14 protein-coding genes are annotated in these 14,646 nt (G+C 72.2%); 6 read left to right on the top strand and 8 right to left on the bottom strand.

Annotation, left to right across the window (positions count from 1 at the left end):
* The first annotated feature begins 256 nt into the window (after nucleotides 1–256).
* Nucleotides 257–2,197, top strand: a complete 1,941-nt coding sequence (gene pknB / locus ACIODU_RS27170; RefSeq protein WP_401770573.1) for a Stk1 family PASTA domain-containing Ser/Thr kinase — start codon at nucleotides 257–259, stop codon at nucleotides 2,195–2,197.
* Nucleotides 2,198–2,203: 6 nt separating this feature from the next.
* Complete coding sequence (locus ACIODU_RS27175; RefSeq protein ID WP_401770576.1) at nucleotides 2,204–3,058, top strand: deoxyribonuclease IV; 855 nt, start codon at nucleotides 2,204–2,206, stop codon at nucleotides 3,056–3,058.
* Between the two features lie 15 nt (nucleotides 3,059–3,073).
* On the opposite strand, the gene ACIODU_RS27180 is transcribed toward ACIODU_RS27175, so the two are convergent.
* On the bottom strand, nucleotides 3,074–3,703 hold the full coding sequence (locus ACIODU_RS27180) for a sulfite oxidase-like oxidoreductase (RefSeq protein WP_401770579.1): 630 nt from the start codon (nucleotides 3,701–3,703) through the stop codon (nucleotides 3,074–3,076).
* Between the two features lie 155 nt (nucleotides 3,704–3,858).
* On the opposite strand from ACIODU_RS27180, the gene bfr reads away from it, so the two are divergent.
* The gene (bfr, locus tag ACIODU_RS27185; protein WP_356432998.1) at nucleotides 3,859–4,338 is read left to right on the top strand and encodes a bacterioferritin; all 480 of its coding nucleotides are present in this window, start codon (nucleotides 3,859–3,861) and stop codon (nucleotides 4,336–4,338) included.
* Nucleotides 4,339–4,340: 2 nt separating this feature from the next.
* Here bfr and ACIODU_RS27190 read toward each other — a convergent pair whose 3' ends face one another.
* Both ACIODU_RS27190 and ACIODU_RS27195 read right to left on the bottom strand, forming a co-directional pair.
* On the bottom strand, nucleotides 4,341–4,637 hold the full coding sequence (locus tag ACIODU_RS27190) for a bacterioferritin-associated ferredoxin (RefSeq protein ID WP_401770583.1): 297 nt from the start codon (nucleotides 4,635–4,637) through the stop codon (nucleotides 4,341–4,343).
* 169 nt (nucleotides 4,638–4,806) lie between these two features.
* Nucleotides 4,807–6,159, bottom strand: coding sequence for a class II 3-deoxy-7-phosphoheptulonate synthase (locus ACIODU_RS27195; RefSeq protein ID WP_356432994.1), 1,353 nt, complete (start codon nucleotides 6,157–6,159; stop codon nucleotides 4,807–4,809).
* A gap of 261 nt (nucleotides 6,160–6,420) precedes the next feature.
* Between ACIODU_RS27195 and ACIODU_RS27200 the strand changes: the two genes are divergently transcribed.
* The gene (locus tag ACIODU_RS27200) at nucleotides 6,421–8,337 is read left to right on the top strand and encodes an anthranilate synthase family protein (RefSeq protein ID WP_401770585.1); all 1,917 of its coding nucleotides are present in this window, start codon (nucleotides 6,421–6,423) and stop codon (nucleotides 8,335–8,337) included.
* Between the two features lie 46 nt (nucleotides 8,338–8,383).
* Here ACIODU_RS27200 and ACIODU_RS27205 read toward each other — a convergent pair whose 3' ends face one another.
* The 3 genes from ACIODU_RS27205 to ACIODU_RS27215 are packed head-to-tail and all read right to left on the bottom strand — an operon-like array spanning nucleotide 8,384 to nucleotide 11,064.
* A complete protein-coding gene (locus ACIODU_RS27205; protein WP_401770588.1) occupies nucleotides 8,384–9,088 on the bottom strand; it encodes a response regulator in 705 nt (234 codons plus the stop codon).
* On the bottom strand, nucleotides 9,085–10,308 hold the full coding sequence (macS, locus tag ACIODU_RS27210; RefSeq protein ID WP_401770591.1) for a MacS family sensor histidine kinase: 1,224 nt from the start codon (nucleotides 10,306–10,308) through the stop codon (nucleotides 9,085–9,087). Before macS ends, ACIODU_RS27205 begins: the two co-directional genes overlap by 4 nt.
* Before the next feature lie 42 nt (nucleotides 10,309–10,350).
* Nucleotides 10,351–11,064, bottom strand: a complete 714-nt coding sequence (locus ACIODU_RS27215; protein WP_356432986.1) for a lysophospholipid acyltransferase family protein — start codon at nucleotides 11,062–11,064, stop codon at nucleotides 10,351–10,353.
* Nucleotides 11,065–11,212: 148 nt separating this feature from the next.
* Between ACIODU_RS27215 and ACIODU_RS27220 the strand changes: the two genes are divergently transcribed.
* Together ACIODU_RS27220 and ACIODU_RS27225 are read left to right on the top strand one after the other, a co-directional pair.
* Complete coding sequence (locus ACIODU_RS27220; protein ID WP_356432984.1) at nucleotides 11,213–11,992, top strand: alpha/beta fold hydrolase; 780 nt, start codon at nucleotides 11,213–11,215, stop codon at nucleotides 11,990–11,992.
* Nucleotides 11,985–12,680 (top strand): hypothetical protein, encoded by a 696-nt coding sequence (locus tag ACIODU_RS27225; RefSeq protein WP_401770594.1) that lies wholly within the window; start codon nucleotides 11,985–11,987, stop codon nucleotides 12,678–12,680. Before ACIODU_RS27220 ends, ACIODU_RS27225 begins: the two co-directional genes overlap by 8 nt.
* A gap of 54 nt (nucleotides 12,681–12,734) precedes the next feature.
* On the opposite strand, the gene ACIODU_RS27230 is transcribed toward ACIODU_RS27225, so the two are convergent.
* Nucleotides 12,735–13,490: an endonuclease/exonuclease/phosphatase family protein gene (locus tag ACIODU_RS27230; protein ID WP_356432981.1), complete on the bottom strand. Its 756-nt coding sequence runs from the start codon at nucleotides 13,488–13,490 to the stop codon at nucleotides 12,735–12,737.
* Nucleotides 13,491–13,645: 155 nt separating this feature from the next.
* Entirely contained in the window at nucleotides 13,646–14,587 is a 942-nt protein-coding gene (locus tag ACIODU_RS27235) for an ROK family glucokinase (protein ID WP_356432979.1), read from the bottom strand.
* Nucleotides 14,588–14,646 lie beyond the last annotated feature (59 nt).

Here is a 14,646-nt window from a genome sequence, read left to right on the forward strand (position 1 = left end):
ATGGCGAACGTCAACCAATACGACCGGTCGCACGCGACGTAAAACATGCAGTGCAGGACACGACCCCTGACCGGCCCCCGGCAACAACCCGCACCAGCGCCACCGGCCCGCAGCGGGCACCACCAAGCCCGTCCGGCGATTGAGGACAATCAGCGACCGCAACGCGGTCGCCCGGACGCGCGGCAAGCGTCACAGGTGCGCTGCAAGAGCAACGCGCCCACGGCGCCACCACCACCCCGGCTCGTACACTCGCACCGTGGACACCACCCTTCACGACCCCCTCGTCGGGCACCTGCTCGACGGCCGGTACCGCGTCGACGCGCGCATCGCGGTGGGCGGCATGGCCACCGTCTACCGCGCGTTCGACACCCGGCTCGACCGGGTCCTGGCCCTCAAGGTGATGCACCCGGCGCTCGCCGGAGACGTCGCCTTCGTGGAGCGGTTCATCCGCGAGGCCAAGTCCGTCGCCCGCCTCGCGCACCCCAACGTCGTCGCCGTCTTCGACCAGGGCGCCCAGGGCGCGTACGTCTACCTCGCGATGGAGTACGTCGAGGGCTGCACCCTCCGCGACGTCCTGCGCGAGCGCGGCGCGCTCCAGCCGCGCGCCGCGCTCGACATCCTGGAGCCCGTGCTCGCCGCGCTCGGCGCCGCCCACCGCGCCGGGTTCGTGCACCGGGACATGAAGCCGGAGAACGTCCTCATCGGGGACGACGGCCGCGTCAAGGTCGCGGACTTCGGGCTCGTCCGCGTCCTGGGCGACGTCACCAACACCACGGGCACGGTCCTCGGCACGGTCTCGTACCTCGCGCCCGAGCAGATCGAGCACGGCACCTCCGACACCCGCGTCGACGTGTACGCCTGCGGGGTCGTCCTCCACGAGATGCTGACCGGCGGCAAGCCGCACGCCGGCGACACCCCGGCGCAGGTGCTGTACCTGCACCTCAACGAGGACGTGCCCGCCCCGTCCACCGCCGTGCCGGGCCTCGCCGTCGAGCTGGACGGGATCGTCGCGGCGGCCACGGCCCGCGACCCCGGCCGCCGCCCGTACGACGCCGTCGCGCTGCTCGCCCTGGCCCGGGAGGCCCGCTCCCGGCTGAGCGAGGCCCAGCTGGACGCCGTACCGCCGAAGGCCAGGCCCGTCCCGGAGGGCGGTCCCGAGGGGCGTACGAAGGTGATCCCGCGCGTCCTGCCTCCCGAGCAGCCTCCGCGCGACCAGCGGCGCAGGCCCGACGGAGTCCACCGCACCAGCCGGCTGGAGATGGCGCCCCCGGATCTCCCCCGGCCGGCACCTCGCCGCCGCACCCCGCAGCCGCCCCGCCGGGGCGTCATCACCGCGCTCGTCGCCGTCCTCCTCGTCCTGGGCGTCGGCACCGGCGTCTGGTACATCAATTCCGGCCAGTTCACCCGCGTCCCCTCCCTGCTCGGGCAGACCGAGCAGGAGGCGAAGGAGCGGCTGGCCGACGCCGGTCTGGACGTGAAGGTCGGGAACGACTTCAGCGACACCTTCGAGCGCGGCACGGTCATGGGCAGCGACCCCGGCTCCCGCGCGCGGGTGCGCGGCGGCGGCCCCGTGACCATCGTCGTCTCGCGCGGCCCGAGGATCGTGAAGGTTCCCGACCTGGAGGGCTCGACGCTCGCCGGGGCGAGGCGGGCGCTCAAGGAGGCCGGGCTGGCCGCCGGTGTGGTGACCCGGTCGTTCGACGACGACGTCGAGCAGGGCGCCGTGATCCGTACCGACCCCGCGCCCGGAACCGAGGTGCGCCCCGACTCGGGGATCAGGCTCACCGTGAGCAAGGGCAGCCCGATCGAGGTGGAGGACGTGACGGGCGAGACCGAGGAGGACGCCACCGCCCGGCTCACGGACGCCGGCCTCACGGTGCGCGTCGCCCCCGCGCGCGTGAACTCCCCGGAGGACGCCGGTTCCGTCGCCCGGCAGTCCGTCGCGGAGGGCACCGAGCTGGCCCGGGGCGACACGGTCACACTCACCCTCTCCAAGGGGCCCCGGGAAGTGAAGGTGCCCGACGTGACGGGCCAGAAGCTCGACCAGGCGAAGAACGCCCTGGAGGACGCCGGCTTCGAGGTCAGCGTGGACCGGAGCTTCCCGTTCCTGGACGACACCGTCTCCGAGCAGTCCGTCGAGGGCGGCGATACCGCCCCCGAGGGCAGCACGATCACCCTCAAGACCAAGGGACTCTGAACACCGATGCGCAACCCTGTCGGCGGCCACGTACCGGTGGCCGGCGGCCTCGCCACGACCGGTCTGGCCTACGCCCGCGAGCTGGGCGCCGAGACCGTCCAGGTCTTCGCGGCCAATCCGCGCGGCTGGGCGACCCCCGCCGGGAACCCGGCGCAGGACGAACAGTTCCGCGCCGCGTGCGCGGCCGGGGAGATCCCGGCGTACGTCCATGCCCCGTACCTGATCAACTTCGGCTCGCACACGGAGGCCACCGCCGACCGCTCCGTGGACTCCCTGCGCCACAGCCTGCGCCGGGCCCGCGAGATCGGCGCACTGGGGGTGGTCGTGCACACCGGCTCCGCGACCGGCGGGCGCTCCCGCGAGGTGGCGCTCGCGCAGGTACGGGAGCGGATGCTGCCGCTGCTCGACGAGCTGATCGAGGACGACGACCCGTTCCTGCTGCTGGAGTCGACGGCGGGCCAGGGGTTCTCGCTCTGTTCCAGGACGTGGGACTTCGGCCCGTACTTCGAGGCGCTGGACTCCCACCCCAGGCTGGGGATCTGTCTGGACACCTGCCACATCTTCGCGGCGGGCCACGACCTCGCGGAGCCGGGCGGCACGCACCGGACCCTGGACCTGCTGGTGGAGACGGTCGGGGCCGGGCGCCTCAAGCTGATCCACGCCAACGACTCCAAGGACGTGGCGGGCGCGCACAAGGACCGCCACGAGAACATCGGTACGGGCCACATCGGCGAGGACGCGTTCCGCGCGCTCTTCACGCATCCGGCGACCGAGGGCGTACCGCTGGTGATCGAGACACCGGGCGGCAAGGAGGGGCACGCGGCGGACGTGGCCCTGCTGAAGAAGCTCCGCGACCAGTAGACCGACTAGGAAGGCCTAGAGTTCCGGGCCCTCTCCGGGGCCCTCCTGGTACGAGTAGCGCTGCTCCGTCCACGGGTCGCCGACGTTGTGATAGCCGCGCTCCTCCCAGAAGCCGCGGCGGTCGGCGGTCATGTATTCCACGCCCCGGACCCATTTGGGCCCTTTCCACGCATACAGGTGCGGTACGACGAGGCGCAGCGGAAATCCGTGCTCGGCCGTGAGCAGTTCGCCGTCCTTGTGGGTGGCGAAAATCGAGCGGTCGGCGGCGAAGTCGGCGAGGCGCAGATTGGCGCTGAAGCCGTATTCGGCCCAGACCATCACATGGGTGACGGCGAGGGCGGGAGGGACCAGTTCCAGCAAGGTTCTGGCGGGCACTCCGCCCCATTCGGCCCCCACCATGCTGAACTTCGTCACACAGTGCAGATCACCGATCACCGTGGAGAACGGAAGCGCGGAGAATTCCTGGTGATTCCAGCAGCGTTTGCCGCCGTCGAGCGTGGCGCCGAAGACCCGGAATTCCCAGCGTTCCGGCCGGAAGCGGGGGACGGGGCCGTAGTGGGTGACGGGCCAGCCGCGCTGAAGGCGCTGACCTGGTGGAAGTTCGGCCTGATCCGGCTCTTGACGTTCCCGGTTCGGCTGCCCCATACCTTCCATGGTGACAGACCGGAAGGGGTGGTCATGACCAGGTCTCGGCGGATTCGGGCAACTGGTGGTAAGCATGCACTTACTGGACGCCCGCGGGTGGCGGTGCGACGATTCCCGCATTCCTGCCCGTCACCCGCCTGGAAGGAGCCGCCGCGATGCAGGGCGACCCCGAGGTCCTCGAATTCCTCAACGAGCAGCTGACCGCGGAACTGACCGCGATCAATCAGTACTTCCTGCACGCCAAGATGCAGGAGAACTTCGGCTGGACGAAGCTCGCGAAGTACACGCGCGCCGAGTCGTTCGACGAGATGAAGCACGCCGAGCTGCTCACCGACCGGATTCTTTTCCTGGACGGCCTCCCGAACTACCAGCGGCTGTTCCACGTCCGGGTCGGGCAGACGGTCACGGAGATGTTCCAGGCGGACCGCGAGGTCGAGGTGGAGGCGATCGACCGCCTCAAGCGCGGGATCGACGTCATGCGGCAGAAGGCGGACCACACGTCCAAGCGGATCTTCGAGTCGATCCTGGCGGACGAGGAGCACCACATCGACTATCTCGACACGCAGCTCGCGCTGATCGAGAAGCTCGGGGAGCCGCTGTACCTCGCCCAGGTCATCGAGCAGCCGGACAGCTGACCTCAGGCCGCCGGCGCCGCTTCGACGCGTACGGGTTCGGGGCGCACGGCTTCGACGCGTACGGGTTCCGCGCGCACGGACTCGACACGTACGGTCTCGGCGCGCACGGGCTCCTTCAGCAGCTCGCGGCGGGGGCACACCGCTCCCCGGCCGAGGAGGGACTGGATCCGGCGCACGCACGAACCGCAGTCGGTGCCGGCCTTGCTGGCCGAGGCGATCTGGCGCGGTGTGCAGGCGCCGCTGTCCGCGTGTTCCCTGACCTGCTTCTCGGTGATGCCGAAACACGAGCACACGTACACGCGGTTCACCTCCGGCGGGAAACAGTGGGGCAGTGCGGCGGGCGGTCGCCCCGACCGTCCCGGTGAGGCAAACCTAACCTTACCCGCCCCCACTCGCGCGCAAAAGTCCCGGAACGGACGATGGGGCGCGGATCACATCGATCCGCGCCCCATCGGCCGTTCCCGTCACCTACTGCGCCCGGTACATCTCCGCCACCAGGAACGCGAGGTCCAGCGACTGGCTGCGGTTGAGCCGCGGGTCGCACGCCGTCTCGTACCGCTGGTGCAGGTCGTCCACGAAGATCTCGTCGCCGCCGCCCACGCACTCCGTGACGTCGTCGCCCGTCAGCTCCACGTGGATGCCGCCCGGGTGCGTGCCCAGGCCCTTGTGCACCTCGAAGAAGCCCTTGACCTCGTCCAGCACGTCGTCGAAGCGGCGGGTCTTGTGGCCGGAGGCCGCCTCGAAGGTGTTGCCGTGCATCGGGTCGGTCACCCACGCCACGGTGGCGCCGGAGGCGGTGACCTTCTGGACCAGCTCGGGGAGCTTGTCCCTGACCTTGTCCGCGCCCATCCGGACGATGAAGGTCAGCCGGCCGGGCTCGCGGTCCGGGTCGAGCCGGTCGACGTACGCGAGCGCGTCGTCCACCGTCGTCGTCGGGCCCAGCTTGATGCCGATGGGGTTACGGATCTTCGAGGCGAACTCGATGTGCGCGCCGTCCAGCTGGCGGGTGCGCTCACCGATCCAGACCATGTGGCCCGAGACGTCGTACAGCTCGCCCGTCCGGGAGTCGACGCGGGTCAGCGCCGACTCGTAGTCCAGCAGCAGCGCCTCGTGGGACGAGTAGAACTCGACCGTGCGGAACTCGGCCGGGTCGGTCCCGGCCGCCTTCATGAAGTTCAGCGCGTTGTCGATCTCGCGCGCGAGCTGCTCGTAACGCTGCCCGGAGGGCGAGGACTTCACGAAGTCCTGGTTCCAGGCGTGCACCTGGCGCAGGTCGGCGTAGCCGCCGGTGGTGAAGGCGCGGACCAGGTTGAGCGTCGCCGCGGAGGCGTTGTACATCCGCTTGAGGCGCTCCGGGTCCGGGATCCGGGACTTCTCGTCGAAGGCGAAGCCGTTGACGGAGTCGCCCCGGTACGTGGGCAGGGTCACCCCGCCGCGGGTCTCGGTGTCCTTGGAGCGCGGCTTCGAGTACTGCCCGGCGATCCGTCCGACCTTGACCACCGGCACGGACGCCGCGTACGTGAGGATCGCGCCCATCTGGAGGAGGGTCTTGAGCTTGCCGCGGATGTGATCGGCGGAGACACCGTCGAAGGCCTCGGCGCAGTCCCCGCCCTGGAGCAGGAACGCCTCGCCCGTGGCGACGGCCGCCATCCGGGCGCGCAGCTGGTCGCACTCGCCGGCGAAGACGAGCGGGGGGTACGACTCCAGCTCGGCCACCACTCCGCGCAGGGCGTCCCGGTCCGGATACTCCGGCTGCTGGGCAGCGGGAAGATCTTTCCAGGTCGGCACATGGGTCGCGGGGTTCTGAGCGTTCACTGTCACGCGCCCAGATTACGTGGTCGCGGCCTGTGCCATGGCCGAAGCTCACAGTATGGAACGCCACGCGCTTCCGGGGCGGTCGATGCGCTAGGGTGCCGTCCATGTTCGCGCACGCACAGCAGACCTGGTGGTGGACCGCTCACTCGGCGGCCCACTGATTCAGCGCGCGACACGAATCGAGAAGGCCGCCCGAGGGGCGGCCTTCGGTGTTTCCGGGTCCTCTCGGGAGCGGGCCGTTCCTCCCACCCGGAAGGAACACCGCCCATGACGACCACCCCGACCGCCGCCCTCCTCGGCCGGCTCCTGGACGACGACGCCCCGCCCTTCGCCCTGCTCCGCCGCCGCACCCCGGGCCGTGACCACGACGTCGTGGAGCTGCTGACCGGCCCGGTGCACGAGGCCGCGCGCCTCGCGGACCTGCCGGACGGGGAACGCCCGGCGCTCGCGCTGGTGCCGTTCCGGCAGATCAGGGAGCGCGGCTTCGACGTACGGGACGACGGGACCCCGCTGGCCGTGCTGGTCGCGGACGAGCGGTACGAACTGCCGCTGGACGAGGTGCTCGCCCTGCTGCCGGAGCACGCGGTACGGGTCGAGGGGGGCGCCTTCGACCTGGACGACGAGGAGTACGCGCGGATCGTACGGCGGGTCGTGGAGGACGAGATCGGCAGCGGCGAGGGCGCGAACTTCGTCATCCGCAGGACCTTCGAGGGCCTGATCCCCGGCTTCTCCCGCGCCGACGCCATGGCCCTGTTCCGGCGGCTGCTCGCCGGGGAGCGGGGCGCGTACTGGACCTTCGTGGTGCACACCGGGGAGCGCACGCTCGTCGGCGCCAGCCCGGAGGTGCATGTGCGGATGAGCGGCGGGACGGTCGTGATGAATCCGATCAGCGGCACGTTCCGCTATCCGCCGGGCGGTCCGACGGCGGAGGGCCTGCTCGGCTTCCTGGGCGACCGCAAGGAGACCGAGGAGCTGTCCATGGTCGTGGACGAGGAGCTGAAGATGATGTGCACCGTCGGCGACCGGGGCGGGGTGGTGATCGGGCCGCGCCTCAAGGAGATGGCCCACCTCGCGCACACCGAGTACGAGTTGCGCGGGCGGTCCTCGCTGGACGTGCGCGAGGTGCTCAGGGAGACGATGTTCGCCGCCACCGTGACCGGGTCGCCGGTGCAGAACGCCTGCCGGGTCATCGAACGCCACGAGGAGGGCGGGCGCGGCTACTACGCGGGCGCGCTCGCCCTGATCGGCCGGGACGCGGGCGGGGCGCAGACGCTCGACTCGCCCATCCTGATCCGTACCGCCGACATCGACCGCGACGGCGGGCTGCGGGTGCCGGTCGGCGCCACGCTCGTACGGCACTCGGACCCGGCGGGCGAGGTGGCGGAGACGCACGCCAAGGCGGCGGGGGTGCTGGCGGCGCTGGGGGTACGGCCCGGCGGGCCGCACACCGCACCGGAGGGCCCACGCCTCGGGGACGACCCGAGGGTGCGGGCGGCGCTGGACGCGCGGCGCGCGGACCTCGCGCCGTTCTGGCTGCGGATGCGGACCGCGTCGGGCTCCCTGGCCGGGCACGCGCTGGTCGTGGACGGCGAGGACACCTTCACGGCGATGCTCGCGTACGTCCTGCGCTCCTCGGGTCTGGAGGTGACGGTACGGCGCTACGACGAGCCGGGCCTGCGGGCGGCGGCGCTGGCGCACCCCGGGCCGGTGGTGCTGGGGCCCGGTCCGGGCGATCCGGCGGACGCCGCCGACCCGAAGATGGGCCTGCTGCGCGGGCTGGCCGCCGACTTGCTCCGCGACCGGCGGCACGGGCTGCTCGGGATCTGCCTCGGCCATGAGCTGATCGCGGCGGAGCTGGGTCTGGGAACCGTACGGAAGCGGGTCCCCCACCAGGGCGCGCAGACCGCCATCGACCTGTTCGGCCGGGCCGAGACGGTCGGCTTCTACAACAGCTTCACGGCGGCCTGCGACGACGCGGCGGCGGCGGAACTGGCGGCGCACGGCATCGAGGTGAGCCGCGGGGACGGGACCGGTGAAGCGGCGGACGGCGAGGTCCACGCCTTGCGCGGCCCCGGTTTCGCCTCCGTGCAGTTCCACCCGGAGTCGGTGCTGACCCTGAACGGGCCGGAGATCGTACGGGAGTTGCTCGCCGGGGCGATGAGCGGCGCCCGCGCCCGGGTGTGAGGCGGCCGCCCGGACGGGCCCGGGGTCCGTCCGGCCGCGGGCCGGCTCAGACGTCGTCGAGGCCGCGCTCTATGGCGTACCGGACCAGCTCGACGCGGTTGTGCAGTTGCAGCTTGCCCAGGGTGTTCTGGACGTGGTTCTGCACCGTGCGGTGCGAGATGACCAGCCGCTCGGCGATCTGCTTGTACGACAGCCCCTTGGCGACCAGCCGCAGCACCTCGGTCTCCCGGTCGGTGAGCTGGGGCGCCTTCGGTTCGTCGGGGGCGGCGGGCACGGGCTCGGAGGCGAGTCTCCGGTACTCCCCGAGGACCAGCCCGGCGAGGCCGGGGGTGAAGACCGGGTCGCCGGCGGCGGTCCTGCGGACGGCGTCGACCAGCTCGTCCGTACTGGCCGACTTGAGCAGGTAGCCGGTGGCGCCCGACTTGACCGCCTCCAGCACGTCGGCGTGCTCGCCGCTGGCGGAGAGGACCAGGACCCGCAGGCCCGGCTGGAAGGCGACCAGCTCTTTGCAGACCTGGACGCCGGGCAGGCCGGGCAGGTTCAGGTCGAGGACGAGGACCTGCGGGGTGGTGGCCTTCGCCCGGCGTACGGCCTGCGGGCCGTCCCCGGCCGTGGCGATCACCTCGAACCCGGCCGCGTCCAGGTCCCGGGCGACGGCGTCGCGCCACATCGGGTGGTCGTCGACGACCATCACCCTGATCGGCGCCGCCGTCCCCGTCCCCGTCGCCGTCCCCGTCATGTCCGTGCTCATCGCTCCGCCTTCCCCCGTGGAACCCTCAACTCGACTTCCGTGCCCTGCCCCGGGACGGAGATCAGCTCCGCCGTACCGCCCAGGTCCCGCAGCCTGCCAAGGATCGACTGGGCGACTCCGAGGCGCCCCTCGCCCTCCGCCTGCGCGAGCCGGCCCTCGGGGATGCCGGGGCCGTCGTCCCGTACGGTCACGATCACCTCGTCCGGGTCCTCCTCGACCAGGATCCAGGCGCGGGCGTCCGCGCCCGCGTGCCGGCCCACGTTGTCCAGGGCGGCGCCGACTGCGGCGGCCAGCTCCCTCGCGGCGGCGGGCGCCAGCAGGACCGGGGCGCCGGGCTCGGCGAAGGTGACCTTCGATCCGGTGTACGGCGCGAGGAGCGAGCGCAGGTCGCACGGCTCCGGTCCGCCGGTGTCCGCGCCGGACGGGCCGGCTGCCGTACGGAGGACCGCGGCGCCCCCCGGGCCCGCGTCGTCGTGCGGGGCGCGGGCCGTGGGGACGAGGCCGCTGGAGACCAGGGTCCGCAGGGCGACCTCCTGCTCCCCGGCCATCCTGCCCAGTTCGGCCGCCTCGCCGCCCAGGGCCGTACCGCGCCGCTGCACCATGGCCAGCACCTGGAGGACGCTGTCGTGGATGTCACGGGCCAGCCGCTCGCGCTCGCGGGTCGCGGCCTCGATCTCCAGGGCGCGGGCGAGGATGCGTTCGGAGGCGCGGGCCACCTCCACGATGTAGCCGATCGCGATCGAGGCGATCCACACCAGCAGCACGTTGTGGAGCGTGTCCCTGCTGGGGTGCGCCCGCTCGACGAGGTTGGCGACGGCGACGAAGGTCGAGGCGAGCGCCGCCCACCGCCAGCCGCCCTTGATCGCGAACGCGAGGACGGAACCGGCCGCCCATATCGTCGGCAGCGTGGGGCCGTCGACCTGCTGCGCCTGCTCGTCGGCGAGCGGGGTGAGCAGGATGCCGGTCACCGCGACGGTGAGGTCCGCGACCAGGAACGGCTTCGTGCAGCTCGCGGCGTTCGCCACCCGGGGCAGGGTCGCGGCGGTCCAGACGGCGAGGAACGCGAGGAAGGCGAGGGCGACCCAGGGGCGCTCGAACTTGTCGCGCTCGAACGCGAACAGGAGGATCGCGTAGACGGCGGTCAGCACCCGGTAGCCGGTCAGCGCCCGCCACAGCGGCTGCTCGACCGACATCCGTACGACACGCTCCCGCTCGACCATGGCCCCGCCCCCCGTTCCGCGGCCCCCCGGCCACGCCCGCCGTCACTCGCCGGACAGGCTCTTCTCCTTGGCCGCCTCGGCCAACTGCCGCTTCGCGGCCGTCGCGTAGACGTCCACGTACTCCTGACCGGACAGCTTCATGATTTCGTACATGACCTCGTCGGTCACCGAGCGCAGGATGAACCGGTCACCCTCCATGCCCTGGTAGCGGCTGAAGTCCAGCGGCTTGCCGATCCTGATGCCCGGGCGCATCAGCTTGGGCACCACCTTGCCGGGCGGCTGGATCTTCTCCGTGTCGATCATGGCGACCGGAATGACCGGCGCGCCGCTGGCGAGCGCCACCCGGGCCAGGCCGCCGGGCTTGCCCCGGTAGAGCCGGCCGTCGGGCGAGCGGGTGCCCTCGGGGTAGATGCCGAACAGCTCGCCCCTGGCCAGGACGTCCACGCCGCTCCTGATCGCCGCCTCACCCGCCCCGCGCGCCCCGGAGCGGTCCACCGGCAACTGTCCGACGCCCTTGAAGAAGGCCGCCGTCAACTTCCCCTTGATACCGGGCGTGGTGAAGTACTCGGCCTTCGCGATGAAGGTCACCTTGCGGTCGAGGACGGCCGGAAGGAAGAAGGAGTCCGAGAACGAGAGGTGGTTGCTCGCGAGGATCGCGGGCCCTTCGGCGGGAACGTTCTCGATGCCCTCCACCCAGGGCCTGAAGGCGAGCTTCAGCGACCCTCCGACGGAGAACTTCATTGCACCGTAGATCAACTCGGATGCCTCCTGTGTGCTGTCCGACTGACCTTAACGCCTGGGCGTCCCGCGCTCTCCTTCCCGGGGGCCGAACGCACCTGGTCGGTGTCGGTCCGGTCGCGTACGGTGAAGTACATCGTCCGAGCCTCACGAACAGGAGACCCCGGTGCCGGTCCTTCCTGGAGCCGAGCCGTACCACCACGAGGGCGGCGAGGTCGGCGTCCTCCTCTGTCACGGATTCACCGGTTCCCCGCAGTCGATGCGCCCGTGGGGCGAGTATCTGGCGGAGCGCGGGCTGACGGTGTCCGTGCCGCTGCTCCCCGGGCACGGCACGCGCTGGCAGGACTTGCAGTCCACCCGGTGGGAGGACTGGTACGCGGAGGTGGACCGGGAGCTGCGCGAGCTGCGGGAGCGGTGCGCGCGGGTCTTCGTCTGCGGGCTGTCCATGGGCGGGGCGCTGACGCTGCGGCTGGCCGCCAAGCACGGGCCCGCGATCAGCGGGATCGTCGTCGTCAATCCGGCGGTGAGGATGCACGGGGCGGCGGCGTACGCCCTGCCGGTGCTGCGGCACGTGCTCCCCTCGGTCGGGGGCCTGGCGAACGACATCGCCAAGGACGGGAAGGTGGAGCTGGGGTACACCCGGACGCCTCTGCACGCCGCGTACTCGCTGGGGAGGCTGTTCCGTCTGGTGGACGCGGCGCTGCCGCAGGTGACCCAGCCGCTGCTGCTGTTGCGCAGTCCGAAGGACCATGTCGTGCCCCCCTCCGACTCCGCCCGGGTGCTGTCCCGGGTCTCCTCGACGGATGTCCGGGAGATCGTGCTGGAACAGAGCTACCACGTCGCGACGTTGGACCATGACGCGGAGCGGATCTTCGAGGAGAGTCACGCGTTCATCGGCCGGCTCGCTCCGACTGTCGGGAAGAAGGGGAGCACCACCGGTGGCTGAGCAACATGACGCGGACCGCGAGCCGCAGCCGATCGACGAGGACGCCGCCTGGGCGGCGATCGTGGCGGGGTACGGCGACGAGCCGGCGGACCCCCCGGGCGCCAAGCCGTTCAAGTCGGTGGACGGACTGGCCCTGCTGGAGGGCGGGAAGAACAGCACCGGGAGCGGTCCGGAGCCGTCCCCGGACCAGGGCGCGAAGAGCGCTGAGGACGGCGCGGGGAACAGCCCGGAGAAGAGTGCCGGGAAGACCGCCGCGAAGAGCACCGGGGACAGCCACGACAGTGGCGCGGAGAGTGGCGCGGACGGCGGTACGGACGGCGGTACGGACGAGGCGAGGCCCCCGCTGGGGGGCTCGGTGGTCTTCGCTCCCGGGGTGGGGTCGCGGGTGGCGGGCCCGCGCGACTACGAGGCGCCGGAGGACCCCGACGACCCGGACGACGAGGGGCACTTCGTCCCGCCGGAGCCGCCGCCGCTGCCGGAGGCCGACGTCACGTCGAAGTTCGCCTGGCTCGGGGTGGTGGGTGGCCCGGTGCTGATGCTGGTCGCCGTGCTGCTCCAGTGGGACATGACGTGGTGGCTCACCACGATCTGCGTCGGCGGCTTCCTGGGCGGCTTCGCCACGCTGGTGGCGCGGATGAGCCACGGCGACGACGAGGACGACGATCCGGGGCGCGGCGCGGTGGTGTAGGGCGTACGGCAGGGTGTCGCGCGTCCTGGCCCCGGGGCCGGGACGCGCGACGGGTCAGGACGCGGGGACGCGTACCGCCGCCAGCACCGGCAGGTGGTCCGTGGCCGTCCGCAGGTCGTGGTCGGTGAGGCCGGGCAGGCCGCGCGGCACCCCGCAGCCGAGCACCTCCACGCCCTCCGTGGCGAAGATCGCGTCGATGCGCCGGGGCGGTCCGCTCCGGACCCAGGTGTGCTCCCCGCCCCAGGGCGTGGCCGCCCAGCAGTCCTGGAGCTTGGCCGCCAGCCGCCGGAACGCGGGGCGGTCCGGCGGCTCGTTGAGGTCGCCGCCGGCGACCGCGTGCGGGACGTCCAGCGCGTCGAGGCGGTCGAGCAGCATCCCCGCCTGCGCCTCGCGTTCACCGGCGTCCAGGCTCAGATGGCAGCTGAGCACCCCGAGCCTGGCCCGTCCGAACCGTACGACCGCCGTCGCGAACCCGCGCCGGTGCAGGCCCGGGGTGCGGGGCAGCAGGACGTCCTCGGTCCGCTCCACGGTGGCGCGCAGCGAGCAGAGCAGCAGCGGGCCCGCCGCGGTGCCGCCGCCGCCGAGCACCACCAGGTCGGTGCGGGAGGCGAGCCAGGCGGCGCGCTTGCGCCAGCGGAAGAACAGCGGGGCCTCCTGGATCAGCACCAGGTCGGGCGCACAGGCCTTGATCACCCGGACCAGCGCCTCACGGTCGTCCCGCATCGAGCGGATGTTGTAGCTGAGGACCCGGATCACGGCCGAACCGTCCTGCTCGGTACGGGAGTCGGGCAGCGGTGGCGGCATTTCCATGGTCACCAGATTACGTGAGCCACCCATGGGGTACGCGGCCGACACCGGGCGGACAGGCCGGGGCGACACGGCACACCCTGCGGGGACATGGCTGTGCCCGCCGCACCCCCCGCCAGGTCCTGTCCGGCGGGTGCGACGGGCACAGTCGTTCCGGATCAGCCCTGTCTGGCCAGGTCCGCGGCGCCCACCAGCCCGGCCTCGCCGCCCAGTTGGGCGGCCAGGACCTGGGCGTGCGGCCGCCACTCGCCGCCGATCAGCCAGCGCCGGAAGGACTTGCGGATCGGGTCGAGGACCAGTTCGCCCTCGTCCGACACGCCTCCGCCGACGATGAACGCGGACGGGTCGAAGAGCGAGGCCAGGTCGGCCAGCCCCGCGCCCGCCCAACGGGCCAGCTCCCGGAAGGAGTCGACGGCCACCGGGTCACCGGCGCGGGCGGCGGCACTGACGTGCCTGCCCTCGATGCCCTCGGCGGTGCCGTCCCCGAGACCGAGCAGTGTCTCGGCGTTCTCCGGCGTCGCGTTGGCGCGCTGGCGCGCGTACCGGACCAGGGCGCGGCCGGACGCGTACTGCTCCCAGCAGCCCTGGCTGCCGCACCCGCACAGCAGCCCGTCCGGTACGACCCGGATGTGCCCGAACTCCGCCGCCACGCCGAAGCGTCCGCGGCGGAGCTTGTTGCCGATGATGATGCCCCCGCCGAGGCCGGTGCCGAGGGTGATGCAGATGACGTCGTCGTGGCCCTGCCCGGCCCCGAACCTGTACTCGCCCCACGCGGCGGCGTTCGCGTCGTTCTCGACCACGACCGGCAGGCCGACGCGCTGTTCGACCTTGTCCTTGAGCGGTTCGTGCCGCCAGTTGATGTTCGGCGCGAACAGGACGGTGGCGCGCTTGTCGTCGACGTAGCCGGCCGCGCCGATGCCGACCGCCTCGATCTGGTGTCCCTCGCCCGCGCCGGAGACGGCGGCGCAGATCGCGTCGACGATGCCTTCGGCGGTCTGCGGGGTGGGCACCTTGTGCATTCCCCTGATGGTGCCCTCTTCGTCGACCACGCCCGCCGCGATCTTGGTGCCGCCGATGTCGACGCCGATGGTGAGTCCCATGAGTCCCTCAGTTTTCGGTCGTGCCCCGCTAAGGCCAACCGTACCCGAGGGCGGGCGCC

This window comes from Streptomyces sp. NPDC088261 (assembly GCF_044740805.1).
GTDB lineage: Bacteria > Actinomycetota > Actinomycetes > Streptomycetales > Streptomycetaceae > Streptomyces.